At 61.8% G+C, this 23,571-nt stretch carries 22 protein-coding genes; 12 read left to right on the forward strand and 10 right to left on the reverse strand.

Going from position 1 to position 23,571, the window contains the following annotated elements; genetic code table 11:
- Positions 1 to 60: 60 nt before the first annotated feature.
- The gene (locus J2Z75_RS21035) at positions 61 to 1,104 is read right to left on the reverse strand and encodes an aldo/keto reductase (protein ID WP_209854745.1); all 1,044 of its coding nucleotides are present in this window, start codon (positions 1,102 to 1,104) and stop codon (positions 61 to 63) included.
- A gap of 220 nt (positions 1,105 to 1,324) precedes the next feature.
- Here J2Z75_RS21035 and fabD point away from each other — a divergent pair, with 220 nt between their 5' ends.
- The 7 genes from fabD (at position 1,325) to gmk (ending at position 8,296) form a co-directional block, all read left to right on the forward strand.
- Positions 1,325 to 2,269, forward strand: a complete 945-nt coding sequence (gene fabD / locus J2Z75_RS21040; RefSeq protein ID WP_209854746.1) for an ACP S-malonyltransferase — start codon at positions 1,325 to 1,327, stop codon at positions 2,267 to 2,269.
- Between the two features lie 40 nt (positions 2,270 to 2,309).
- Positions 2,310 to 3,047, forward strand: a complete 738-nt coding sequence (fabG, locus tag J2Z75_RS21045; protein ID WP_209854747.1) for a 3-oxoacyl-[acyl-carrier-protein] reductase — start codon at positions 2,310 to 2,312, stop codon at positions 3,045 to 3,047.
- Between the two features lie 326 nt (positions 3,048 to 3,373).
- A complete protein-coding gene (locus J2Z75_RS21050) occupies positions 3,374 to 3,610 on the forward strand; it encodes an acyl carrier protein (protein ID WP_056332049.1) in 237 nt (78 codons plus the stop codon).
- A 222-nt stretch (positions 3,611 to 3,832) separates the two neighbouring features.
- Positions 3,833 to 5,092, forward strand: a complete 1,260-nt coding sequence (fabF, locus tag J2Z75_RS21055) for a beta-ketoacyl-ACP synthase II (RefSeq protein WP_209854748.1) — start codon at positions 3,833 to 3,835, stop codon at positions 5,090 to 5,092.
- Between the two features lie 307 nt (positions 5,093 to 5,399).
- Positions 5,400 to 6,581, forward strand: a complete 1,182-nt coding sequence (gene mltG, locus J2Z75_RS21060) for an endolytic transglycosylase MltG (protein WP_209854749.1) — start codon at positions 5,400 to 5,402, stop codon at positions 6,579 to 6,581.
- 168 nt (positions 6,582 to 6,749) lie between these two features.
- Entirely contained in the window at positions 6,750 to 7,637 is an 888-nt protein-coding gene (locus tag J2Z75_RS21065) for a YicC/YloC family endoribonuclease (protein WP_209854750.1), read from the forward strand.
- A gap of 2 nt (positions 7,638 to 7,639) precedes the next feature.
- Complete coding sequence (gmk, locus tag J2Z75_RS21070; RefSeq protein WP_209854751.1) at positions 7,640 to 8,296, forward strand: guanylate kinase; 657 nt, start codon at positions 7,640 to 7,642, stop codon at positions 8,294 to 8,296.
- A 238-nt stretch (positions 8,297 to 8,534) separates the two neighbouring features.
- On the opposite strand, the gene rsmA is transcribed toward gmk, so the two are convergent.
- The 6 genes from rsmA to lptF all read right to left on the reverse strand — a co-directional run bounded on the left by rsmA (position 8,535) and on the right by lptF (position 16,170).
- Complete coding sequence (gene rsmA / locus J2Z75_RS21075; RefSeq protein WP_209854752.1) at positions 8,535 to 9,362, reverse strand: 16S rRNA (adenine(1518)-N(6)/adenine(1519)-N(6))-dimethyltransferase RsmA; 828 nt, start codon at positions 9,360 to 9,362, stop codon at positions 8,535 to 8,537.
- Positions 9,362 to 10,390: a 4-hydroxythreonine-4-phosphate dehydrogenase PdxA gene (gene pdxA, locus J2Z75_RS21080; protein ID WP_209854753.1), complete on the reverse strand. Its 1,029-nt coding sequence runs from the start codon at positions 10,388 to 10,390 to the stop codon at positions 9,362 to 9,364. The genes rsmA and pdxA overlap by 1 nt, the downstream gene beginning before the upstream one ends.
- Positions 10,391 to 10,400: 10 nt before the next feature.
- A complete protein-coding gene (locus J2Z75_RS21085) occupies positions 10,401 to 11,345 on the reverse strand; it encodes a peptidylprolyl isomerase (protein WP_209854754.1) in 945 nt (314 codons plus the stop codon).
- A gap of 234 nt (positions 11,346 to 11,579) precedes the next feature.
- Positions 11,580 to 13,913 carry an LPS-assembly protein LptD gene (locus tag J2Z75_RS21090; protein WP_209854755.1) on the reverse strand — a complete coding sequence of 778 codons (2,334 nt, stop codon included), beginning with the start codon at positions 13,911 to 13,913 and terminating at the stop codon, positions 11,580 to 11,582.
- Entirely contained in the window at positions 13,913 to 14,998 is a 1,086-nt protein-coding gene (gene lptG, locus J2Z75_RS21095; protein ID WP_209854756.1) for an LPS export ABC transporter permease LptG, read from the reverse strand. Before lptG ends, J2Z75_RS21090 begins: the two co-directional genes overlap by 1 nt.
- Positions 14,995 to 16,170 (reverse strand): LPS export ABC transporter permease LptF, encoded by a 1,176-nt coding sequence (lptF, locus tag J2Z75_RS21100; protein ID WP_209854757.1) that lies wholly within the window; start codon positions 16,168 to 16,170, stop codon positions 14,995 to 14,997. The genes lptG and lptF overlap by 4 nt, the downstream gene beginning before the upstream one ends.
- 323 nt (positions 16,171 to 16,493) lie before the next feature.
- On the opposite strand from lptF, the gene J2Z75_RS21105 reads away from it, so the two are divergent.
- The 3 genes from J2Z75_RS21105 to J2Z75_RS21115 are packed head-to-tail and all read left to right on the forward strand — an operon-like array spanning position 16,494 to position 18,900.
- The gene (locus J2Z75_RS21105) at positions 16,494 to 17,990 is read left to right on the forward strand and encodes a leucyl aminopeptidase (protein WP_209854758.1); all 1,497 of its coding nucleotides are present in this window, start codon (positions 16,494 to 16,496) and stop codon (positions 17,988 to 17,990) included.
- 8 nt (positions 17,991 to 17,998) lie between these two features.
- Entirely contained in the window at positions 17,999 to 18,448 is a 450-nt protein-coding gene (locus J2Z75_RS21110) for a DNA polymerase III subunit chi (RefSeq protein ID WP_209854759.1), read from the forward strand.
- Positions 18,449 to 18,468: 20 nt separating this feature from the next.
- Entirely contained in the window at positions 18,469 to 18,900 is a 432-nt protein-coding gene (locus tag J2Z75_RS21115; protein ID WP_234937484.1) for an immunity 50 family protein, read from the forward strand.
- Between the two features lie 14 nt (positions 18,901 to 18,914).
- Here the strand turns inward: J2Z75_RS21115 and J2Z75_RS21120 are convergent, their stop codons facing one another.
- The gene (locus J2Z75_RS21120; RefSeq protein ID WP_209854760.1) at positions 18,915 to 19,841 is read right to left on the reverse strand and encodes a Gfo/Idh/MocA family protein; all 927 of its coding nucleotides are present in this window, start codon (positions 19,839 to 19,841) and stop codon (positions 18,915 to 18,917) included.
- A gap of 175 nt (positions 19,842 to 20,016) precedes the next feature.
- Here J2Z75_RS21120 and J2Z75_RS21125 point away from each other — a divergent pair, with 175 nt between their 5' ends.
- The gene (locus tag J2Z75_RS21125; RefSeq protein ID WP_209854761.1) at positions 20,017 to 20,859 is read left to right on the forward strand and encodes a GNAT family N-acetyltransferase; all 843 of its coding nucleotides are present in this window, start codon (positions 20,017 to 20,019) and stop codon (positions 20,857 to 20,859) included.
- 15 nt (positions 20,860 to 20,874) lie between these two features.
- Here the strand turns inward: J2Z75_RS21125 and J2Z75_RS21130 are convergent, their stop codons facing one another.
- Both J2Z75_RS21130 and J2Z75_RS21135 read right to left on the reverse strand, forming a co-directional pair.
- Entirely contained in the window at positions 20,875 to 21,093 is a 219-nt protein-coding gene (locus tag J2Z75_RS21130) for a hypothetical protein (protein ID WP_209854762.1), read from the reverse strand.
- 109 nt (positions 21,094 to 21,202) lie between these two features.
- Positions 21,203 to 22,600, reverse strand: a complete 1,398-nt coding sequence (locus J2Z75_RS21135) for an aminotransferase-like domain-containing protein (RefSeq protein ID WP_407692795.1) — start codon at positions 22,598 to 22,600, stop codon at positions 21,203 to 21,205.
- Positions 22,601 to 22,703: 103 nt separating this feature from the next.
- Here J2Z75_RS21135 and J2Z75_RS21140 point away from each other — a divergent pair, with 103 nt between their 5' ends.
- Positions 22,704 to 23,567, forward strand: a complete 864-nt coding sequence (locus J2Z75_RS21140; RefSeq protein ID WP_209854764.1) for a DMT family transporter — start codon at positions 22,704 to 22,706, stop codon at positions 23,565 to 23,567.
- Positions 23,568 to 23,571 lie beyond the last annotated feature (4 nt).

The raw sequence follows: 23,571 nt of genomic DNA on the forward strand, positions 1-23,571 counted from the left end.
CCAGACTACATTCTTCAGGCTCGTAGATGACCGCTTGTGGCGCACCCCACCCCCACTCCCTCAAATCGGCGCCGGAAACTCCCGGTGCAGCCGTGCGATCCCCTGCATCACCTCGGCTGACAGAACCACATCCTTCGCCCCGATATCCGTCTTCAGCTGGTCCATGCTGGTCGCGCCGATGATCACCGAAGTCATGAAGGGGCGGGTGAGGCTGAAGGCGAGCTGCATCTGGGCGAGGTTGAGGTTGTGGGTCTTGGCGAGTTCGGCGTAGGCGGCGACGGCGGCGTTCTGGAACTCGGTGTAGCGGCCGCCGAGGTCGCCGTTGATCGAGAGGCGGGAGCCTTCGGGACGGGCGCCGTTCAGGTATTTGCCGGTCATCAGGCCGGCGGCGAGCGGCGAATAGGCGAGCAGGCCGACATTCTCGTGGTGGCTGACTTCGGAAAGATCAAGGTCGAAGCTGCGGTAGAGGAAGTTGTATTCGTTTTGCAGCGAGGCGATGCGCGGCAGGCCGTGTTTTTCGGCGAGATCGAGCAGCTTCATCGTGCCCCAGGCGGTCTCGTTCGACAGGCCGATGGCGCGGACCTTGCCTTCCTTGACGAAGGCGCCGAGCGTTTCGAGGATGGCGTGCAGGTCTTCGAGCGTCGCCGGCGTATCCTGATGCGAGGGATCGTAGGTCCAGGCCTGGCGGAAATGATAATGGCCGCGGTTCGGCCAGTGCATCTGGTAGAGATCGATATGATCGGTCTGCAGCCGCTTCAGGCTGATCTCCAGCGCCTCGCGCATGGTTTTCGGGCCGGCAGGCGTGCCATTGCGGATATAGGGGCGGCCGGGGCCGGCGACCTTGGTGGCGACGACGATGTCGCTCCGCTTGCCGCTCTTCTTCAGCCAGGTGCCGATATAGTCTTCAGTGAGCCCCATGGTTTCGGGGCCGGCGGGCGTGACGGGGTAGAGCTCGGCGGTATCGAAGAAGTTGATGCCCTGGTCTACGGCATAGTCCATCTGTTGATGGGCTTCCGCCTCGCTGTTCTGGGTGCCCCAGGTCATGGTGCCCAGGCAGATGTGCGAAACCTTGATGCCGGTGCGGCCGAGTGTGTTGTAGCGCATGGGAGGTGCCTCGATCTTCGTTCGGCGGCGAATGTAGTGGCTGTTTGCTGCGGCGCAAGAGAAAAGCGAATGCCGTGCACAGGCGGGGCTTCGGCCGCGCAAAGCTTGACTCCGCCTCAAGGAATGTGAATGGAGAGGAAAAAGCCGGTTAATGCCTTATGTTTGCCGGCAATGGGTTGGAATGAAACGGCGCGGCGCGCGCAGGACGAGGACGGACCTCATGGCAATCGCATTCACATTTCCAGGACAGGGCAGCCAGGCGCTCGGCATGGGCAAGGATCTGGCCGACGCCTTTCCGGAGGCAGCAAGCGTCTTTGCCGAGGTCGACGAGGCGCTCGGCGAAAAGCTCTCCGACATCATGTGGAATGGCCCGGAGGAAACGCTGACGCTGACGGCCAACGCCCAGCCGGCGCTGATGGCGGTATCGATCGCGGCACTCCGGGTGCTGGAGGCCAGGGGGCTCGACCTGAAATCGAAGGTTGCCTACGTGGCCGGCCATTCGCTCGGCGAATATTCGGCGCTCTGTGCCGCCGGCACGTTTTCGCTGGCCGATACGGCGCGGCTGCTGCGCATCCGCGGCAATGCCATGCAGGCGGCGGTTCCGGTCGGCAAGGGCGCGATGGCGGCGATCATCGGGCTGGAGCATGGCGATGTGCAGTCCATCTGCGATGGTGTCGGCGAGGTCGGCTCCTGCCAGATCGCCAACGACAATGGCGGCGGCCAGCTGGTGATATCCGGCGAAAAAGCGGCGGTCGAGAAGGCTGCGGCTTTGGCAACGGAGAAGGGCGCCAAGCGCGCCATCCTTTTGCCGGTCTCGGCTCCCTTCCATTCGACGCTGATGGCGCCGGCAGCCGACGCCATGCGGGAGGCGCTTTCGACTGTTGCGAAGAGCAATCCGGTCGTGCCGCTGATCGCCAATGTACGCGCGGCTCCGGTGAGCGATGCAAACGAGATCGCCGGCCTGCTGGTCGAACAGGTCACCGGCCAGGTCCGCTGGCGCGAGACCGTCGAATGGTTTGCCGCAAACGATGTGACGACGCTGTACGAGATCGGCTCCGGCAAGGTGCTGACCGGTCTTGCGCGCCGCATCGACAAGACAGTGACGGGTATCGCCGTCAATTCTCCCGCCGATATCGAGACGGCGCTTCAAACTCTGCTCGCCTGAGCCGAAATCTATTGAGCTGAAACCTATAAGGATCAAAACCATGTTCGATCTGTCTGGCCGCAAGGCTCTCGTTACCGGCGCATCCGGCGGCATCGGCGAAGAGATCGCCCGCATCCTGCATGCCCAGGGCGCCACCGTCGGCCTGCACGGCACCCGCGTCGAAAAGCTCGAAGAGCTTGGCAATGCGCTCGGCGAGCGCGTCCATCTGTTCCCGGCAAACCTGGCCGATCGTGCCGCCGTCAAGGCGCTCGGCGAAAAGGCTGAAAGCGAACTCGGCGGCGTCGATATCCTCGTCAACAATGCCGGGATCACCAAGGACGGCCTGTTCGTGCGCATGAGCGACGAGGACTGGGACGCGGTTCTGGAAGTCAATCTCACCTCGGTTTTCCGGCTGACCCGCGAGCTGACCCATCCGATGATGCGCCGCCGCCATGGCCGCATCATCAACATCACCTCGATCGTCGGCGTCACCGGCAATCCGGGCCAGGCCAACTATTGCGCCTCGAAGGCCGGCATGATCGGCTTTTCCAAGTCGCTCGCCCAGGAGATCGCCACGCGCAACGTCACGGTCAACTGCGTCGCGCCGGGCTTCATCGAAAGCGCCATGACCGGCAAGCTCAACGACAAGCAGAAGGACGCCATCATGGGCGCCATCCCGATGAAGCGGATGGGAACGGGCGGCGAAGTCGCTTCCGCGGTTGCCTATCTGGCGTCCAACGAGGCCGGTTACGTCACCGGTCAGACCATCCATGTCAACGGCGGCATGGCGATGATCTGATCGTGGGTCGGGGCCGGGCAAAGGCCTGTACGCCCACGATTTCCGTCGAATGCCGGACATGGGGTGCAAATACCGGGAATTGCATGTTGAGCAAGCCAAGCTCGGCCATTTTCGGACTTTGCGACAGACATAAACCGTGTTAAGCGGGCCATGACTGTGCGCAGTCGATCGGAAGATACGCGGCAAACGCCAGGCTTTGGCGGGCGTGAATTGCCCTCTTGCGGTTGAAGGAATTGCCGGGCGGATCGTCTTGATCTACCAGGCGTTAATAAGGTACCGATGTCAGAACGGCATCGTTGAGAAAAACAAAGGTCGAGGAATCCGACATGAGCGACGTAGCAGAACGCGTAAAGAAAATTGTTATTGATCATCTTGGCGTCGACGCCGAAAAGGTTACGGAAGGCGCAAGCTTTATCGACGACCTGGGCGCGGACTCGCTCGACACCGTCGAACTGGTCATGGCATTCGAAGAAGAGTTCGGCGTCGAAATCCCCGACGATGCAGCAGATTCGATCCTGACTGTCGGCGACGCCGTCAAGTTCATCGAAAAGGCACAGGCCTGATATCAGGCGGTGTTCGGGCGGGGCGCATTGCGGCCCGCCTTTCGTCCCTTCCCGGGACTGGGCTCCCCGTTTCGGGAGCAACAAGCGTGATCGAGGAAAGCCTGCTGGCTTCCGTACCTGAGATCACGTGATATCGCATCACGGAAATGGATGTGCGGATCCGGTTTTTAGCTTGAGGTCCGGTCCGGTTCTGGAATTAACTGGCAGGGTGGATCACGGGTTATGAGACGTGTCGTTATCACCGGTACCGGCATGGTATCTCCCTTGGGTTGCGGAACCGAGCTCACTTGGTCGCGGCTCATCGCCGGAGACAATGCCGCCCGCAAGGTTACCGAATTCGAAGTCGACGACCTGCCTGCGAAGATCGCCTGCCGCCTGCCGTTCGGTGATGGCACCAATGGCACCTTCAATCCTGACAACTGGATGGAGCTGAAGGAACAGCGCAAGGTCGACAGCTTCATCATCTATGCGATGGCCGCCGCCGACATGGCGCTTGCCGATGCCGGGTGGCATCCGAAGACCGACGAGGACCAGATCGCCACCGGCGTGATGATCGGCTCGGGCATCGGCGGCCTCGAAGGCATCGTCGAAGGCGGCATCACGCTGCGCGACCGGGGCCCCCGCCGGGTCTCCCCGTTCTTCATTCCGGGCCGCCTGATCAACCTTGCCTCCGGCCAGGTGTCGATCCGCCACAAGCTGCGCGGCCCCAATCATTCCGTCGTCACCGCCTGTTCGACCGGCGCCCACGCCATCGGCGACGCAAGCCGCTTCATCGCCATGGGCGATGCCGACGTGATGGTGGCCGGCGGCACGGAATCGCCGATCTCGCGCATTGCCCTTGCCGGCTTTGCCGCCTGCAAGGCACTGTCGACACAGCACAACGACGATCCGACCAAGGCATCGCGCCCTTACGACAAGGACCGCGACGGCTTCGTCATGGGCGAGGGCGCCGGCATCGTCGTTCTCGAAGAACTCGAACATGCCAAGGCGCGTGGCGCCAAGATCTATGCCGAAGTCGTCGGCTACGGCCTGTCCGGCGACGCCTACCACATCACGGCACCTGCAGAAGATGGCGACGGCGCCTATCGCTGCATGCAGATGGCGCTGAAGCGCGCCGGCCTGACGGCTGCCGATGTCGATTACGTCAACGCCCACGGCACGTCGACCATGGCCGACACGATCGAACTCGGCGCGGTCGAGCGGGTGATGGGCGAGCATGCGGGCAAGGTCTCGATGTCTTCGACGAAATCGGCGATCGGCCACCTGCTCGGTGCTGCCGGTGCCGTGGAGGCGATCTTCTGCGCGCTGGCGATCCGCGACAATGTCGCCCCGCCGACGCTCAATCTCGACAATCCCTCGGTCGAAACCAAGATCGATCTGGTGCCGCATGTCGCGCGCAAGCGCGAGATCAATGTGGCCCTGTCGAATTCCTTCGGCTTCGGCGGCACGAACGCATCCCTCGTTCTGCGCCGTTATGCCTGATGCCGAAAAAGGCGGACCTGCCGGGTGGCGGTCCGCGACGTGCGCTGCCGTCGAGCGGCGCTGTCTCTAAACACGATAATTCCTCCCGTTATCGTGCTTTTGCCGCATTGCTCAGTTCAAACGTGCGATACGGGCGATTGTGACTGAGGCTGGCGAAGCGACGCTGGTCTGCCGGACATGCTGACACAAGGCCAAGGGATTACGGTCGCTACAATCGCGTTGAGATGATTCTCTTTCCTGTTTCTCTTCTGGAGTTCGCATCAGGGATTGAGACGTGCATGATGCGAACTCCAGAACCAGGACGCCAGTGAACGACGCAAACGAAAATAGCCCAGCGCCTTTCGGCCGCAACGAGGCAGGCAGCAACGGCCCGATCATTCCGAAATCGGCGAGCGAAGCCCTTCGTCCGGAAAAAGTGCCGCAGCCGCCGAAGCGGTCGCGCAAGGCGAAAAGCCAGGTCGTTATCTTTCTGAATTTCGTGATGACCGTCATCGTCTGCCTGACGATTGCCGCTGCCGGTACGGTCTACTACGCCATGACAGCCTATGAGGCTCAGGGCCCGCTGACGGCCAACAGCAATTTCATCGTGCGCAACGGTGCAAGCATCAAGGAAATTTCCGGCAGCCTCGAGCGCAACAATATCGTCTCCGACGGCCGGGTCTTCCGCTTCATGTCGGAAGCCTACCTGGAAGGCAACGATACGCTGAAGGCCGGCGAATACGAGATCAAGGCCGGCTCTTCCATGCAGGAGATCATGCAGCTCCTGAAGTCGGGTAAATCCATTCTCTATTCCGTGTCGCTGCCTGAAGGCCTGACGGTCAAGCAGATGTTTTCGAGACTGAGCACCGATCCCGTGCTGGAAGGCAATCTTCCAGCAGAACTGCCAGCCGAGGGCACGTTGCGTCCCGATACCTACAAGTTCTCGCGTGGCACCAAGCGCGCCGAAATCGTCGCGCAGATGGCGGCGGCGCAGAAAAGCCTCGTGGATCAGATCTGGGACCGGCGCGATCCGGACCTGCCGATCTCCAGCCGCGAGGAATTCGTCACCCTGGCGTCGATCGTCGAGAAGGAGACCGGCATTGCCGACGAGCGCTCGCGGGTCGCTTCCGTCTTCATCAACCGCCTGGAAAAAGGCATGCGGCTGCAATCCGACCCGACGATCATCTACGGCATCTTCGGTGGTGACGGAAAGCCGGCCGACCGGCCGATCCTGAAGTCGGATCTCGACAAGCAGACGCCCTACAACACCTACCTGATCAAGGGCCTGCCACCGACGCCGATCGCCAATCCGGGCAGGGCGGCGCTTGAGGCGGTCGCCAACCCGTCGCGGACGTCGGATCTCTATTTCGTGGCCGATGGCACCGGTGGGCATGTGTTCGCCGCGACCCTCGACGAGCACAACAACAACGTCAAGCGGTGGCGCAAGCTTGAGGCTGAAAAGGCCGCCGCCGCTGCGAAAGCGGCAGAGCCAGAGCCAGCCCAGGAATAATCCGCCCGATATCTGCAATTACGCTTGTGGATGATACGGCTCCGGTGCGCTTGACCCTTGCGGTCGACCGTGCCGGAGCCGTACACATTCATGCATCAATTCAAAGTTCTGCAGCCTCTTTGCCCGCCGGTTGGCGCGCGGATGTTGTAGGGGCCGGAGGAGAAAGTGATGCCGCTGCAATCCATGACAGGATTTGCCCGCCGTGAGGGGACCTCCGGGCGCTATCGCTGGGCATGGGAATTGCGCTCGGTCAACGGCAAGGGGCTCGATCTCAGGCTGCGGCTGCCGACAGGCACCGAACATCTGGAGACCGAGGTGCGCAAGCTGGCGGCAGAGAGCTTTTCGCGTGGCAATATGCAGGTCAATCTCAGCGTCAGCGCCAGCGAGGCCGGTGTCGAAACCGTCGTCAATCAAAACGCTCTGGCCGCCGTCCTATCGTTGCGCGAGCAGTTGCGCGACGTCATCGATCCGGCTCCGCTGCGCCTCGACACGCTGCTTTCCATTCGCGGCATTGTCGATTTCCGCGAGCCGGAGGAGCGGGAGGGCGAGCGCGCCGCGCGTGATGCGGACCTGCTTTCCGGACTGCGGCTGGCGCTCTCCGACATGACATCCATGCGCGAAAGCGAAGGGTCGGCGCTCTATGGGGTTCTTCTCGAGCAGGTCGACAGAATCGAACTGCTGGCCCGTGAGATCGAAGCGGACCCGTCCCGCAGCGTGACGTCGATCACAATCCGACTTGCCAGCCAGGTGGCGCTGGTGATGGACGGCGGCTCGATGGTCGATCAGGACCGCCTCTACGGCGAAGTGGCGCTGCTGGCGGCCAAGGCGGATATCCGCGAGGAGATCGATCGCCTGCGCACCCATGTCACGGCCGCCCGCGATCTTTTGAAGAAAGGCGGCCCGGTCGGCCGCAAACTCGATTTCCTTTCCCAGGAATTTAACCGCGAATCAAATACCATCTGTTCCAAGTCGAATGCCGCGACGGTCACCGCCGCCGGTATCGAACTGAAGGTCGTCATCGACCAGTTCCGTGAACAGGTCCAAAATCTGGAGTGACCATGAGCCCGCCATCTTCCAAAGCCATTCAGCGCCGCGGCCTCATGCTGGTGATTTCCTCGCCATCGGGCGCCGGAAAGTCGACGATTGCGCGAAACCTGCTCGAAGCCGATCCGCATATGAGCATCTCCGTCAGCGTCACGACGCGCAAGCGCCGGCCGAGCGAGATCGAGGGCCGTCACTACTTCTTCAAGTCGATCCGCGAGTTCGAGGGACTGCGCCAGACGGATGCACTGCTGGAATGGGCTGAGGTTCACGGCAATTTCTACGGTACGCCGCGTGACGCCGTGGAAGCTGCGATGTCGCAAGGGCAGGACATGCTGTTCGATATCGACTGGCAGGGCGCCCAGCAGCTTCAGGAAAAGATGGGCGGCGATGTCGTGTCGATCTTCATCCTGCCGCCGACCATGGCCGAACTGCAATCCCGCCTGCACCGCCGCGCCGAGGATAGCGAAGAGGTCATCGCCACGCGGCTGGCCAATTCCCGCGCCGAGATCGAGCACTGGCTGGAATACGACTATATCGTCGTCAACGAGGATCTCGACAGCGCCTTTGCCTCCGTCCAGGCCATCGTCGAGGCGGAACGCCTGCGCCGCGACCGGCGCCCGGGCTTGTTCGAGTTCGTCAACGGGCTTTTGACGGAAACGCCGAAGCTGTAAGCGCGCGGTACGCTCCCTCTTCTCCCCAGCGGGGAGAAGGTGGCCCGGAGGGCCGGATGAGGGGGCCAAACACTCAGAATGTGCCGAACCGCCCCCTCATCGCCTCGCATACCCTCAGCACTTCTCCCCGCGGGGGAGAAGAGGGAGACCGGAGTTGGCGCATGAAATCCGTAGGTTAAAACTGCACTCGTAGTGACGTTGGCAGGGTCGAACCCGGAGGCTCGCTGTCAGGCTGCATTCAAAGGCAATTCGCCAGCCGGCAGAACTCTTCCACCGAAAGCGTTTCAGCCCGCCGCTTCGGATCGATTTCGGCTCTTGCGAGCAGCGCTTCCCCGCCGATCGATTTGACGCTCTGGCGCAGCATCTTGCGGCGCTGGCCGAAGGCGGCCATCGTCACTTTTTCGAGGTCCGCAGCCGAGCAGGGGATCGGGTTTGCACGCGGCTCGAGATGCACCACCGACGAGGTGACCTTCGGCGGCGGCGAGAAGGCCTGCGGCGGCACGTCGAAAGCCATGCGCGCCTCCGTCCGCCAGCCGCAGAGCACGCCAAGGCGGCCGTAATGGTCGTCGTCGGCATCGGCCACGATGCGCAGACCGACCTCGCGCTGGAACATCAGCGTCATCGACTGGTAGAACGGCGGCCATGCCTTCGGTAAAAGCCAGTTGACCAGCAATTGCGTGCCGACATTGTAAGGCAGATTGGCAATGATCTTGACCGGGCCTTGCGCGACGAGTTCCTCGAACGGCGTCTTCAGCGCATCGCCTTCGATCACGTCGAGGCGCCCGGGATAGAAATCGGCGATTTCGGCAAGGGCCGGCAGGCAGCGGGAATCCCGCTCGATCGCAATGACCTTTTTGGCGCCAAGCGACAGGATGGCACGGGTGAGACCGCCGGGACCGGGCCCGACCTCGATCACTGTCGCGTCTTCGAGCGGACCGGCCGTGCGGGCGATCTTCTGGGTGAGGTTGAGGTCGAGCAGAAAATTCTGGCCGAGCGCCTTCCTGGCGTCGAGGCCATGGCGGGCGATAACATCGCGCAGCGGCGGCAGTCCGTCGATCGCCGCCATCAGCTTTGGCTCCGCAAGGCATTGTCGGCCAGTTGCTGCGCCATCCGGAGTGCTGCCAGCAGGCTGTCGGCGCGGGCAATGCCCTTGGCCGCCAGGCTGAACGCCGTGCCGTGATCCGGCGAGGTGCGAATGAAAGGCAGGCCGAGCGTGACATTGACGCTGTCGTCGAAGCCGAACGCCTTGGCAGGGATCAGCGCCTGATCATGATACATGCAGATCGCCACGTCATAGGTTGCGCGGGCGCGATCGTGGAACATCGTGTCGGCGGGCAGGGGGCCGGTGATATCGACGCCCTCGGATTTCAGCCGCTCGATGACCGGGCGGATGATCGCATCGTCTTCCAGACCCAGCGCGCCGTTTTCGCCGGCATGCGGGTTGAGACCCGCGACGGCGACACGCGGAGAGGCGAGCCCGAAGCGGTCGCGAAGGTCGCTCACGGTGATCGCGCAGGTCCGGTAGATCAGGTCGGAGGTCAGTTGCGCCGGCACATCCTTCAAGGGGATGTGGATCGTCACCGGAACGGCCATCAGTTTGGGTCCGGCGAGCATCATCACGGGCAGCAACGGCTTGCCGGTCAGGCGCTGCCCGATATCGGCGAGAAATTCGGTATGCCCGGGGAACTGGAAGCCAGCGTCGTAGAGGACGGATTTGGCGATCGGATTGGTGACGATGGCAGACGTGGCCCCCTCCATCGTCAGCCGGACGGCCGTTTCGATGGCGCCGGTGATCGCGCCGGCGTTGGCGGAGTCCGGCTGGCCAGGCGTGACAGGGGACGCGCAGGGGACCGGAAGCACCGGCAGCGCGTCACGAAAGGCGGTTACAGCCCCGGTGCAATCCGTTTCGCGGATCGCAACGTCGCAGCCGAGGAGACGGGCGCGGTCGGCAAGCGCCGCGGGGTCGCCGATCAGGATGAAGGGTGGTGTCTGCCAGGCCTGCCTGTTCATCCAGACGGCAAGGCTGATGTCGAGGCCGATCCCTGCCGGATCGCCCATGGTCAGGGCGAGCGGCCTGTCGCGCATTGGAGGCATGAGGACGCGGCTACTTTTCGACGATCTGCGCCTTCTTGCGCAGTTCCTCGATATACTTCTTGCTGTTCGGATCTTCGCCATCCTGCTTCTTGCCGAGGTCTTCGGCGCGGAAAACCATTTCAGCGGCGAGATCGTCGGAAACCTGACGCTTCTTGCAGATGGCGAGATACTCGACGCCCCTGTCGGTCACGCGGGTTCCGGTCGTGGTGCCGTCGCCGGCCTTTTCGATCAACGGTTTCCAGTCGGCGGGAAGTTCCTGTGCCATCATGCGGCCAAGGTTGCGGATCGAGACGTCCCGCATCGTGGCGGCAAAGACCTTGGCCTGATCGCAGCCGGGATATTTCTCGCGCGAGGCATTGGCTTCCGCCTGGCGCTTGCCGATGATGGCGTTGCGCTTGGAGGCCGGCACGACGAAGATCACCTGCTGCAGGAAATATTCCGTCGTCACCGGCTTGTTGCCGCCGTTTTCCTGCATGCGCCGGACGAGATCCTCGTTCGAAAGGCGTCCGCCACCGCCACCGCCGCCGAAACGGGCATTGACGACGCGCGGCCAGCTCATGGCAACGGCGACATAGTTTCTGAAGTGGTCGATGCCGACGCCGGCCTGGTCGAGAACATGCGACAGCTGTTCCACCGTCAACTTGTTGCCGGCGGCAAAACGCCCGACGGCGCCGTCGACCTCCGTCGTGCTGACGGAAGCGCCGACCCTCAAAACTTCCTCTCGCTTCAGGGATTCGTCAATCATCTGCTGGCGGGCGGCATCCGCGCCGCCGCTCTGCCGCTGCAGCCGCATGAAGGCGGCGCGTTTGGCGATATCTCCGGATGTGATGGGCGCACCGTTGACGACGGCGACCACCTTGCTTGCGGCGAAGGCCGCCGGCGCGGAGGCAAATGCCAGGCCGCAGGCAAGGATCATTGCCGAAACCGTGCGCGTGATCGAAAGTTTCCCGCCCATTCCCTATCCTTTTCGTTTTCCGCCGAACGTGACGTGTCCGGAGGCCATGGTCTTCAGGCCAAACGCCGTCGTCCTGCGCATTTTCTTTGCAAGGATGCATAATACATGCGGCCGAACAATGACAAGGCCTGCCGATCACAGCAAATAGCGGTTTCCGCTGTCGTTCACCTGCGGCAATGCTTTTGAGGTGCGATTGCCGCAGGTGTGGAGAGAACGCCGTGGCAGCGGCGTGTCTCAGTTCAAGCCGTCGAATTTCGTATCGCCGACGTCGATGTCGCCGAGTGTACGGAAGCTGATGCGTGCGCCGATCGACCAGTCGTTGGCGACGGACTGATCGGTATCGCGCTCTTCCTTATAGACGAGCGAGAAGATCGTATCCCGGTCGTCATAGGTGATGCCGACGCCGTTGCGGGTAATGACATTGCTGTTCAGGTCGTAGGTGACCGATCCGAACACCGACCAGTAGTCGGCGAACTTGTAGGCCGCGGCCGTCTGGATTTCATCCTGGTCGCTTGTCGATCCATAGAGCGGTTGCGCCTGAATGCTGGTGTAGGTGACGGCCGTCTGCCAGAGGATACCCTGGTAACCCACAGTGGCATCGGCCCGCCGCATATCGAAATTGCTCTCGTCGAAACGGCTGCTGAAGCTTGCGGTCAAGCCGGAGGGCGCGTCGATGCCGACCATGGCCACGTAATCGGAGCGATCGGTTTCCAGGCCGGAATCGGATCCGGCCTTGACCAGGTCGTCGGTTGCAAAGGAATTCAGCCCGCCGAGATGGAAGGATTGGCCGGCAATCGCCCGGACGGCGTAACCGTTGCCGAGCGCGCCGGTATAGCGGAAGCCGAGATTGGCCCGCGTTCCGCCTTCGATGCGGTCATAGCCCGAGAACTTGTCGCGGTCGAACAGCGATGTCGCGTCGAAGACGAAGCTCTGGGCGTCCTCGTTCGGCAAGCCGCCGGCATATTCCTCGTCCGGACGGGCAAAGACCTGGGCGATCGGCTCGAGGATATGGCTGCTGTACTCGGTGGTCATCAGGATCGGGTAGCGGGCATCGATACCGGCTGTCAGCATGCGCCGCGTGGCGGCATCATCGTCATAGTAGTTGCCTGTATAGCCGCCGCCCGGATCGGACATGGTTGTTCCGATCGCATCGCCGCGGGCGGCAAGGATCGGCGTCAGCGACAGGCCGCCCGGGATGATGAAATTGCGCTTCCATTCCAGCTCGGCGCTCAGGCGGTGGTACGTGCCGTCGAGGCCGGGAAAGCGATCGACCACACCCGGTATCGTCAATTCGTCCTGACGGTTGCGGTTGATATTGGTCAGGTTGACATCGGCCGTCAGTTCGCCACCGAACACCGGCTGGGGGTGCGTATAGGAATAGTCGAGAACCTGGGCCACGGCCTGCTTGTTTTCGGCCAGGCTGTTCGGATCGGCATCCTGGATGTCGAAATAGAAGGCGCGCGCGTCGAAATAATTGCGCTTGCCGAGACCGGTCAGGTAGGCCTGATTGGTCAGGGTCGTGCCGTCGAAGGTCGACAGCTCATAGGTCTTGGCGAAGTTGTTGTCGCTCTGCACCAGCACGTCCCAGCCGAACGTCCAGCGTGGATTGATCTCGAACTTCGCCTGGGAGCCGATCATGCCGCGGTTGGTTTCCTGGGCGTCGACGGTGTTGCCGGTAAAGCTGCCACGGTTCAGCTGGCTGATGCCGGCCATGCTGAGAACATGTTCGCCGTTTTCGAAGCGCTGGCGGAATTCGCCCTGAAGCAGGAATCCCTGACGGGTCAGGCCGGTTGCCGTCACTGTCGCATCCATATAGGGCGAAATCGCCCAGTAATAGGGAATGCTGACGCCGGCACCGAGCTTCTGGGTGTAGCGGAAACTCGGAAACAGGAAGCCGCTCTTGCGCTTGACCGTCTGGTCGGGAACCTCGAGGACCGGCAGGAAGAGGATCGGCTTGCCGAACAGCTCGAATTTGGCGTTCTCCATGCGAATCGTATGGGTCTTGCCGTTCTGGACGATACGCTGCGCCTTGACGTGCCAGAGCGAGCGATGATCGGGATTGGTCGCGCAGGGCGTGCAGGCGGTGTAGACGGCATTGTTGAGGATCATCTCCTCGCCGTTGCGCCGCTCACCGCTCACCGCTGCGAGTTTTGTCAGGTCGGTGGTTTCGACGCGCAGCCTTTCGATGAAGCCGTTGCCGAAGTCATCGGTCACGTCCATCTGGTCTGCATAGACCTTGTTGCCGCCCGGCTCGATCAGCTCGATTTCACCGGTCGCAATAATGCGCCCGGTCTTCTGGCTGTATTCGACCTGCTGGGCGACCATCTGGTAGCCGCCATAATTGATCTGCACGGCGCCGCGCACGATCACACGCTCGGCGTCCTTGTTGTAGACAAGCTCGTTGGCCGACAGAAGCATCTTGGCGTCTTCTGGCATTTTCGGATTGAACGAATCGATATTGGTGTCTTGTGCCCATGCGGGAGCGATCGGAGTAAACGTTTGGAACGCAACACCTGAAAGCAGAATGGCCGCCAGCAGCCTGATATGTTTGCGGTTGCCTGCCGCCACTAGCCGTCCTCCTCATGCAATAGAATCGTCGAGCCCAGCGCCATCGCTACAACAACTGGCAACCAGGCTGCAACGAACGGAGGCACAATGCCGCTGCTCCCGAATGCTTTTACAAGCACGGTGACGACATAAAGCACGAAGCCCGACAGGATTCCACCGAGAATTACCGGTCTCGATTGGTTAAACCGGCTAAATTTTAACGAGACGCTTGCAGCGATCAATGTCATTGCGACCAGAAGCAGTGGAAGCGAAAGCATGGAGTGGAATTGGGTTTCCATGCCGTAGGTCGGGAAGCCGAACGACTTTGCCACTTCGATCTTGCGTCTAAGGTCGAAAAACTGAATGGAATCAGCCTTCGTCAACGTTTCCTGAACGAATTCCGGTTTCAGATGCGTCGGCAGCTGTACCGCTGCGAGACGCTGCGGCAGCTGCCCGTTGCGCGTTTCCGTCACACCGTTAAGAAGCCAGTAACCATCTTCCAGTTTTGCTGTTGCCGCATCCTGTCTCGAAACGATCGTACCAAGCGGATCGAAATGGATCACCGTGACGTTGACCAGCGTCCTGCCCTCGTCCTGAACGGACCGGGCGCCGATGATCGTATCGTCTTTCCCATAGATCTGGCGAAGCCAGGGGATCGAGATCGCCGAGACGGCGGAAGACGAGCTTCCCCATTTTGCCTCGAGCGCTTCGGCCTGCTTGGTGCCCCATGCGGCGATCGGATTGAGCGCGATCACCGCCAGGATGCCGAACAGGAAGGCGCCGATGACGAAGGGCTGCAGGAACTGCCAGACGGAAATGCCCGCTGCGCGCGCGACCACAAGCTCATAGCGGCGATTAAGCGAGATCAGGGCCGCCATGCCGGCAAACAGTGCGACGAACGGCACCGTCTGCTGCAGGATCATCGGAATGCGGAACGTCGTCATCAAAAGGGCGCCGGTGACCGAATAGTGCGGCAGCTGCGACATGCGGTTCGAAAGTTCGCTGAAATCGATGATGAAGATCAAGGAGAAGATGCCGGCGAGGAACCAGAACGTGGTTATCGCGTAGCGCCTGAAAAAATAACGCCCGAGCGTCGTGAATATCATGGAGCCTTGTTCCCGTCAGATGCAGGTGCTGCCTTGGTCAGGCGCAGGCGAACCAGGATCTCCTTGACCTTCTGCTCCAGAGTGATCGGAATTTCAAGCCGCCTGTTTCCCAGAAGCTGTTGTATCGCCAGATAACCGGTGATGAGCGGGATCAGATACATGATCAGAATGAAGGGACGCGATTCCTCCGCGCTGTTTGCGGCGTAAAACGTCATCCAGCGGATGAACAGGCAGGTCAGCAACGCCGTGATCATCGGATGCACGCGCGCTTCGCGGTGCGACCGTGCGTCACTGCTGACGACCAGCGCGACCAGCGCGAAAAGCAGCGGGTAAATCCATTCCGTGAACCGGCGATGCAATTCCGCCTCGAAGGACATAGGATCTTTCAGGTAGATCGGATCCTTCGGGTCCGGATTCATGAGGAAGGGCAGGTCGCGGTCCTTCGCACGGATCGTGGCTTGGCCCGCTGACTTCGTCATGTCGGTCAGGTCGAAGGCGTAACTGTCGAATTTGATGATCGAGACGTTGCCGTCAGGCAGTTTGCGATGCACCTCGCCGTCCTTCATCACCAACGCCGTTCCGCTCTCGTCGACGGCACCTTCGCGCGCATAATAGACGAGCTCATAGGCGGGATCGCGCGAATCGGCGACGAAGATTCCATGCAACACGCCGCCGCTGCGCCGGGAGGCCACCTGCACATAAAGGCCGTCGCCGATCTTGCGGAAGGTATTTTCCTGGACGATCGACGACAACAGGTCGGCATGCGCGGTGGCGATCATCTTGCGCACGGCCGTACGTGAATAGGGCTCGACGAAGTTGTCGACGGTGAAGGACAAGACGCTGAGCGCAACGCCGAGATAGAGAATCGGGCGGATGATCGTCATGCGCGAGGCGCCGGCGGCGTTCAGAACAGTCAACTCGGAATCCGCGTTCATGGCCGTCAGCGTCTGCGCCACGCCGATAACCAGCGCGAAAGGCAGAATGAGCGGGATGATCGTCGGCAGGATAAGCGTTGCCAGGCGCATGAAGGCAAAGATCGACTGACCGCTGTCCGTTACCAGATTGACGCTCGTCAACGCCTGGGTCGTCCAGACGATCGCCATCAGCGGCAGGAGCGTGACAAGGAACATGCCCGTTGCCCGCTTCAGGATATAGCGTTCGATCAATTTCATGCCTGGTCCTGGCCCATCTTCCCGCCGCTTGCCCGGTATGGCTTCGCCGGTACGCCTCTTGCCGGTTCGTCTGTCCCTATCGCGCTCATTGAACGGGTTTGCAAGTTTTCCACGACAACCAAATTGTAAAAGGGCAGGGCTAAGGCTCGGCAAAGAATGATGGTTAACAGCATGTAAACACAAGGGTGCGTCTTGCCAAGGCCATCAAAACGAAGAAGGGTGCACGGACCTGTTTCCGGGCTTGCGGTTGATGGCGAATGTTTGCCACTGTAACCGCCATGTAACATACAGGCGTCCGCCTGGGGTCATTCTGGAGTCTCTTCATGTCATTGAAATTCGAAATCGGTTTCAGCAAATCGGTACGCCTGTCCGGTGGCCTGGCGATCCTGCTCAAGACTCTTGACGGAAAAGAGGCGGCCGGGACCGCGGAAGCCGATCCCGAAGCAATTCTTTCCAAGGCCGCGAGAATCGCCAAGTTCAAGGCGAAGTCGCTGAGTACGCTCGACGTGGTCGCGCCGCATGGATCGCCGGTCGATCGCATTCTTGTCCTCGGCCTCGGCGATGGTGCCAGCCTTGCCGCGCATGACTGGCTGAAGGCCGGTGGTGCCGCCGCGTCGAAAATCCGTGGTGCCGACAAGGTCGCGATATTCCTCGATGCGCCGGGCGTCGAGGTTTCCGGCAAGGCGGCCGCCGATTTCGCGCTCGGCATGGAGATGAATGCCTACAGCTTCGATACCTACAAGACGACGAAGAAGGACGACGACGACCAGAAGGGTCCGCCGAAGCCGGTGAAAGTGACGATCGTCACCGGTGCCGTCATTGCCGCCAAGAAGGCGGCGGTGAATTCGCAGGCGATCGCCGAAGGCGTCTTCATCGCTCGTGATCTGGTCAATGAACCCGCTAATATCCTCGGCCCGGTCGAATTCGCGGCCAAGGCGAAGGAGCTGGAGAAGCTCGGCGTCGAGGTCGAAATCCTCACCGAGCGCGAAATGAAGAAGCTCGGCATGGGCGCGCTGCTGGGCGTGGCGCAGGGCTCGGTCCGGCCGCCGCGCCTGGCGGTCATGCAGTGGAAAGGTGGAAAACCGAAAGACAAGCCGGTGGCTTTTGTCGGCAAGGGCGTCGTTTTCGACAGTGGCGGTATTTCGATCAAGCCGGGCGCCGGCATGGAGGACATGAAGGGCGACATGGGTGGTGCCGCTGCCGTCACCGGCCTGATGCACGTTTTGGCAACGCGCAAGGCCAAGGCCAATGTGGTCGGGATCATCGGGCTCGTGGAAAACATGCCGGATGGCAATGCCCAGCGTCCGGGCGACATCGTCACCTCGATGTCCGGCCAGACGATCGAGATCATCAACACCGACGCCGAAGGCCGGCTCGTGCTCTGCGATGCGCTCTGGTATTGCAACGACCGCTTCAAGCCGCAGTTCATGGTCAATCTGGCGACGCTGACCGGCGCCGTCATGGTGGCGCTCGGCAGTCATCATGCCGGCCTGTTCACCAATGACGACAGGCTTGCGGGACAACTGACGGCGGCGGGGCTGACGACGCAGGAACGGCTGTGGCGCCTGCCGCTCGGCAGGGAATATGACAAGATGATCGACAGCAAGTTCGCCGACATGAAGAACACCGGCGGCCGCTACGCCGGCTCGATCACCGCGGCGCAATTCCTCAAGCGCTTCGTCAAGGATACGCCCTGGGCGCATCTGGATATCGCCGGCACCGCGATGGGCTCGCCCACCGACGAAGTCAACCAGTCCTGGGGCTCGGGCTTCGGCGTGCGTCTGCTGGATGAACTGATCCGCGCCAACTACGAGAGCTGATCTGAACCGTGACGGAAATCCTGTTCTACCATCTGACCGAATCCAAGCTCGAAGACGCGCTGCCGCCGCTGCTCGACCGCTGTGTCGAACGCGGCTGGCGCGTCGTCGTGCAGACTGTGGCCGACGAGCGCCGCGACATGCTCGACAATCATCTGTGGACCTACCGCGACGACAGCTTTTTGCCGCATGGCACGGATGCCGCCGAGTTTGCCGGGGACCAGCCGATCCTTTTGACGGCAGGAGAGGGTAACGATAACGCCGCCACCGTCCGCTTCCTGATCGACGGAGCAGAGCCGCCACCGGTCGGCGGCTATGAACGGGTGGTGTTCATGTTCGACGGTTATGATCAGGCTCAACTGGAGGGCGCGCGCGGGCATTGGAAGACGCTGAAGGGCGAGGGGCATGCGCTGACCTATTGGCAGCAGAATCAGGACGGGCGTTGGGTGAAGAAGGCTTAGCTTGAAGGGCAACGGCGTCGATGGAACGTATGGACGAGAAATCTTGGCAAGCGATTCCCGGCGGCGAAGCGCTGATCGCCTATTTCGGGCATGTTCCGTTTTTCCATGATGGCGAGATTACGCAGGTGGTTCTCAATCGACGCTCTGCCAGCACAATCTCAATTCATATTTGGGGAATGGACAACATCGATCCCGTTAAACACGCTGTGGTGACGCTGTTGATCGATGATATCATCGATCTTGAGCTCGAAAACTTCAGCCCACAGAATGTTATCGGCGATCTGATCATTCGCCCCTTGCCAGAACGTGACGATCGCAGGGTTTATTATCCCAGGAGTCAAACAGAGGGTGATGTCGAGATCGTATTTGTACCGATTTACGGGTTGGCCGGTGTTATTCGCGCAGGCTCGGTATCTCTGACTTTCGTCCCGGGCAAACCCCGGGACGCTTAGATCAGCCGAACCAATCAATCGAAAAACGCATCCACGAACTTGCGCCGACCCAGCATGAACGCATCGGCGACATGCCGCAGCGGAGCGAGATCGACGTCGGATTTTTTCGCCTTGATGATCTCGGCGAAGCGGGCGTAGAGGGCGGGGTATTCCTGTTCCGGCTCGTCATGCACGAGCTTGCCGTCGATCGACAGCTTGGCGCCGCCTTCGGACAGAACCATCATGCCGGCATCGGTTTCGGCAACGATGTCCCAGCTCTGGTGGCCGGTCTGGCGCCAGTCGAACTCGGCCGAGACGGGCAGGTTGTTGGCATCGCTGAAGACGATCGACGCGGCGATCGGGGCGTCCTTGTTTTCCGGGAATTCCAGCGTCGCCGAGGTGATGAACAGCGGGTTCGGCAGGATATGCGTGACGATCGACAGCGCGTTGATGCCCGGATCGAAGACGCCGAGGCCGCCCGCTGCCCAGATCCAGTCCTGGTTCGGATGCCAGTGGCGCACGTCTTCCTTCCAGATCACCTTGACATCGTTGATTTTCGTGGAGGCGAGAAAGGCCTTCGCGGCTTCGACGGCTGGCGCATAACGCGAGTGCCAGCTGGCAAACAGCGACAGGCCCTTCGAGGCTGCAAGCGATTCCAGGTCGGCGACTTCGCTCAGCGTCGCGCCTGGCGGCTTTTCGAGGAACACATGCTTGCCGGCCTCAAGCGCGGTGCGGGCAGCCGCATAGCGGAACTGCGGCGGCATGCAGAGCGAGACGGCATCGATGGCCGGCACTGCTTCGAGCATCGCCTCGATCGACTTGAAATTGTCGATGCCATCGACGACGCCATGGCGGCTGGCGGCGGCGATCAGGTTGTAGTCGCTGTTCTTCGCGATGGAGGGAAGATGCTGGTCGCGGACGATCTTGCCGACGCCGACGATCGAGATATTGATGGGGCTCATGGTGTTTCGCTCGATTTGTATGACTTTATGACGGGCTTTGTAGCAGAAAGAGAAGTGCGGGCAAGCGGCTGTCACGACGCATAAACGATGACACGCGGACAATCGCGACTGCCGGTGGTGGACAATAGCAATGCCGCGCTATTTGGATAGTCTGCAAGTCAAAACAGGAGTGCCCATGCCCCCGATCATTCGAAAAGCCAGCCGCGCCGATCTCGATATCCTGATCGACTGGGCAGCCAGGGAGGGCTGGAATCCCGGTCTCGACGATGCGCCGGCCTTCTGGGCCGCCGATCCGGAGGGCTACTGGATCGCCGAGGAGGGGGGCACGACAGCGGCGGCGCTGTCGCTGGTGCGCTACGACGAAAGCTATGCCTTCCTCGGCTTCTACATGGCGCATCCGGATTTTCGCGGGCAGGGGATAGGGCTCAGGCTCTGGCAGGCGGCGGTGGCGGAAGCGGGCGGGCGCACGATCGGGCTCGACGGCGTGGTGGCGCAGCAGGACAATTACCGCAAATCCGGCTTCGTCTATGCCCACGCCAATTTTCGCTATGGCGGCGAAGTCCAGTGCACGGAGCCACCCGGCACCGAGCTTGTGTCCGTCTCTCCGGTCCATGTGCCGATGCTGGCCGACTATGATGCACGGTTCAATCCGGCCCGGCGCGATGCATTCCTGCGCGAATGGCTGAAGGCGCTCACAACGCGCGAGAGCTTTGCCTTGCTGCGAAACGCGGAGGTCCTCGGCTACGGCACCATCCGCGCCTGCCGCGAGGGCCACAAGATCGGCCCGCTGTTTGCCGATACCGAAACCGGCGCCGATCTGATCTTTCGCAAGCTGGTGACCAGCGTCGGCGGCGGTCAGGTCTATCTCGATATCCCCGAACCGAACGCGGCGGCGCGGGCGCTGTGCGATCGCTACAATCTGAAGCCGGTGTTCGAGACGGCGCGGATGTATCGCGGCCCGGTGCCGGAGCTGCCGCTCGGGCAGATCTACGGGATTACCACGTTCGAGCTGGGATAGGGTGAGGTCGGGATATCAGGTCCAGGCGAGGAGATTGTGATGCCCGCCGATGATCACGATACTGGCAAAGACGCTGATCACCAGAAGCACGACGAGAACCCAGAACAGCCTGCCGGACGCCTGAGCGTCATCGGTAAGGACAGGTTCCTTGTTGCGCAGCGCGTTCATCGCGTGCCGGGGGTCACCCCATTTGACGCGCCGGAACCGGAAGGCATTTTGCGTTTCGTGTTTCATGGAAGGCAAGGTTAAAGCCTTCATTTGAATGGTGCCTTAAACCCTTTGGTAAAATTTTAGCGTCTGCTTGTGGATAAGGATCTCTCGCAAGCGAATCCGCCGCGGCCGGCTATCGCTTTCGCGCAATGGCCTTGCGCAGTGCTGCAAACACGCGCTCGTCCTGGGACTGCGAGACATTGAACCGCAGAAAGCTGGAAGCCGATTGCGACAGGCTGAACACATTGCCGGGGGCAAGAACGATATTGTCTGCCAGCGCTTGCCTGGCGACATCTGCCGAATCAAGGTCATCGGGCAGGCGGCTCCAGAGAAACAAGCCGGCCTGGGGCTCGATCCACGGTACGAGCCCAAGGTTTTTCAGCCGGGCGTTGACCTCGGCCATGGCGCGCGAGAGGCGATGGCGCAGCCCTTCCATATGCTTGCGGTAGCTGCCGTCGCGCAGCACATTCAGCACCAGTTCGGCGGTGAGCCGGCCGCCGCCGAATGTGGTGGCGATCTTCAGGTCGATCAGCCCTTCGATCCAGTCCGGGCGGGCGGCGATGAACCCGCAGCGCGCCGATGCCGACAGGGTCTTGGAAAAGCTGCCGATATGGACGACTCGGTCAAGACCATCGAAGGCGGCGAGCCTTGGGGCGGGCACATGCTCGAAATCGGCGAAGATGTCGTCCTCGATAATGGTGAGGCCGGCCTGTTCGGCAAGCTTCAGCACCCGGTGCGCCGTTACCGGCGACAGCATCGCCCCGGTCGGATTGTGGATGGCGGAATTGGTGATGTAGAGCCGCGGCCTGTGTTCCTGCAGCGCCTTCGCGAACTGTTCGATATCCGGGCCTGTGGGCGTATAGGCAACGCTGACGATACGGGCGCGATGGGCGCGCAGCAGCGCGTGAAAATTGAAATAGCAGGGATCATCCACCATGACGGTGTCGCCCGGCTCGAGCAGAAACCGGCACAAGAGATCCAGCGCCTGCGTTCCCGATTCCGTCAGCATGATCTGGTCCGGCGATGCATCGATGCCGTGATCACCCATTCGGCGCGCGATCAGCTGGCGCAAAGGCGGCAGGCCAAGCGGCGTGCCGTAGTCGGCGAGCGACGGACCATCAGTGCGCGACAAGGTCCGCAAGGCGCGGCGTATGCCGTCGTCCGGCATCCAGGAGGGCGGCAGCCAGCCGCATCCCGGCTTGAGATCGTCGCCGCCGGCGTCCAACGATTGGCGCGATACCCAGAAGGGATCGACGGCCCGGTCCAGTTTCGGCCCGATTTCCGACAAAGCAAGGGGCACCGCCTGACTTGCCACGTAGAAGCCCGAGCCTGCACGCGCCTGGATCACGCCTTCGGCGGCAAGTCGGTCATAGGCTTCGACCACGGTGGACGTGGAAACCTGCAGGGCTCGTGCAAACGCCCGGATCGACGGCAGCTTGTCACCGGCCGTAAGGCTGCGGCCGGCAATGCGCTGCCTGATCGTGGCGATAACCGCGGCGATACGGGTGCCGTTCTTTGTCTTGTCGAGCATCTGTACGGGATCCGATACCATAACAGTTTTGCCAAACTGTACACGACTGTTGCTGGCATTGCCAGCCGCCGCCGCCGATAAGGGCGAAACGAAGGAGTGTGACATGGACCGGATGGCGAGCGGATGGATCAACGGACTGATCGGCGTGGTGATCTTCAGCGGCTCGCTGCCCGCGACCCGCGTGGCGGTGATGCAATTGGACCCGGTGTTCCTGACGGTGGCGCGCGCGGCGATTGCCGGCCTCCTGGCGCTCTGCCTGCTTCTCGCCTTCCGGCAGAAGCGGCCCTCGCGCAACGATATCGTCTCGCTCGCGGTCGTCGCCTTCGGCGTCGTCCTTGGCTTTCCGCTGCTGACGGCGCTGGCGCTCCAGCACGTTACCTCGGCGCATTCCATCGTCTTCATCGGCCTGCTGCCGCTGTCGACGGCGATCTTCGGCGTGTTGCGCGGCGGCGAACGGCCAAAACCGGCCTTCTGGATATTCTCCGCTCTCGGCAGCGCACTGGTGGCCGGTTTTGCCCTTGTGCAGGGCGGAGCGGCGTCACCTGTGGGCGATGGGCTGATGCTTGCCGCCATCATCGTCTGCGGGCTCGGTTATGCCGAAGGGGCAAGGCTGTCGCGCACGCTGGGCGGCTGGCAGGTGATTTGCTGGGCTCTGGTCCTGTCGCTGCCGGTGATGATCGCCCTGTCGATAACCTTCATGCCGGCAACGTTCTCCAACGTTGCGCTGCCTGCCTGGCTCAGCCTTGCCTACGTGTCGCTGTTCAGCATGCTGATCGGTTTCATCTTCTGGTATCGCGGCCTTGTGCAGGGCGGCATCGCCGCCGTCGGCCAGTTGCAGCTGCTGCAACCGTTCTTCGGGCTGGCACTGGCGGCAACCCTGCTGGATGAGCCGGTGACGTGGGCGATGCTGGCGGTCACCGTCGCCGTCATCCTCTGCGTCGCCGGCGCGCGAAAATTCGCACGGTAGGATC

It is taken from the genome of Rhizobium herbae (genome assembly GCF_017873135.1).
GTDB lineage: Bacteria > Pseudomonadota > Alphaproteobacteria > Rhizobiales > Rhizobiaceae > Pararhizobium > Pararhizobium herbae.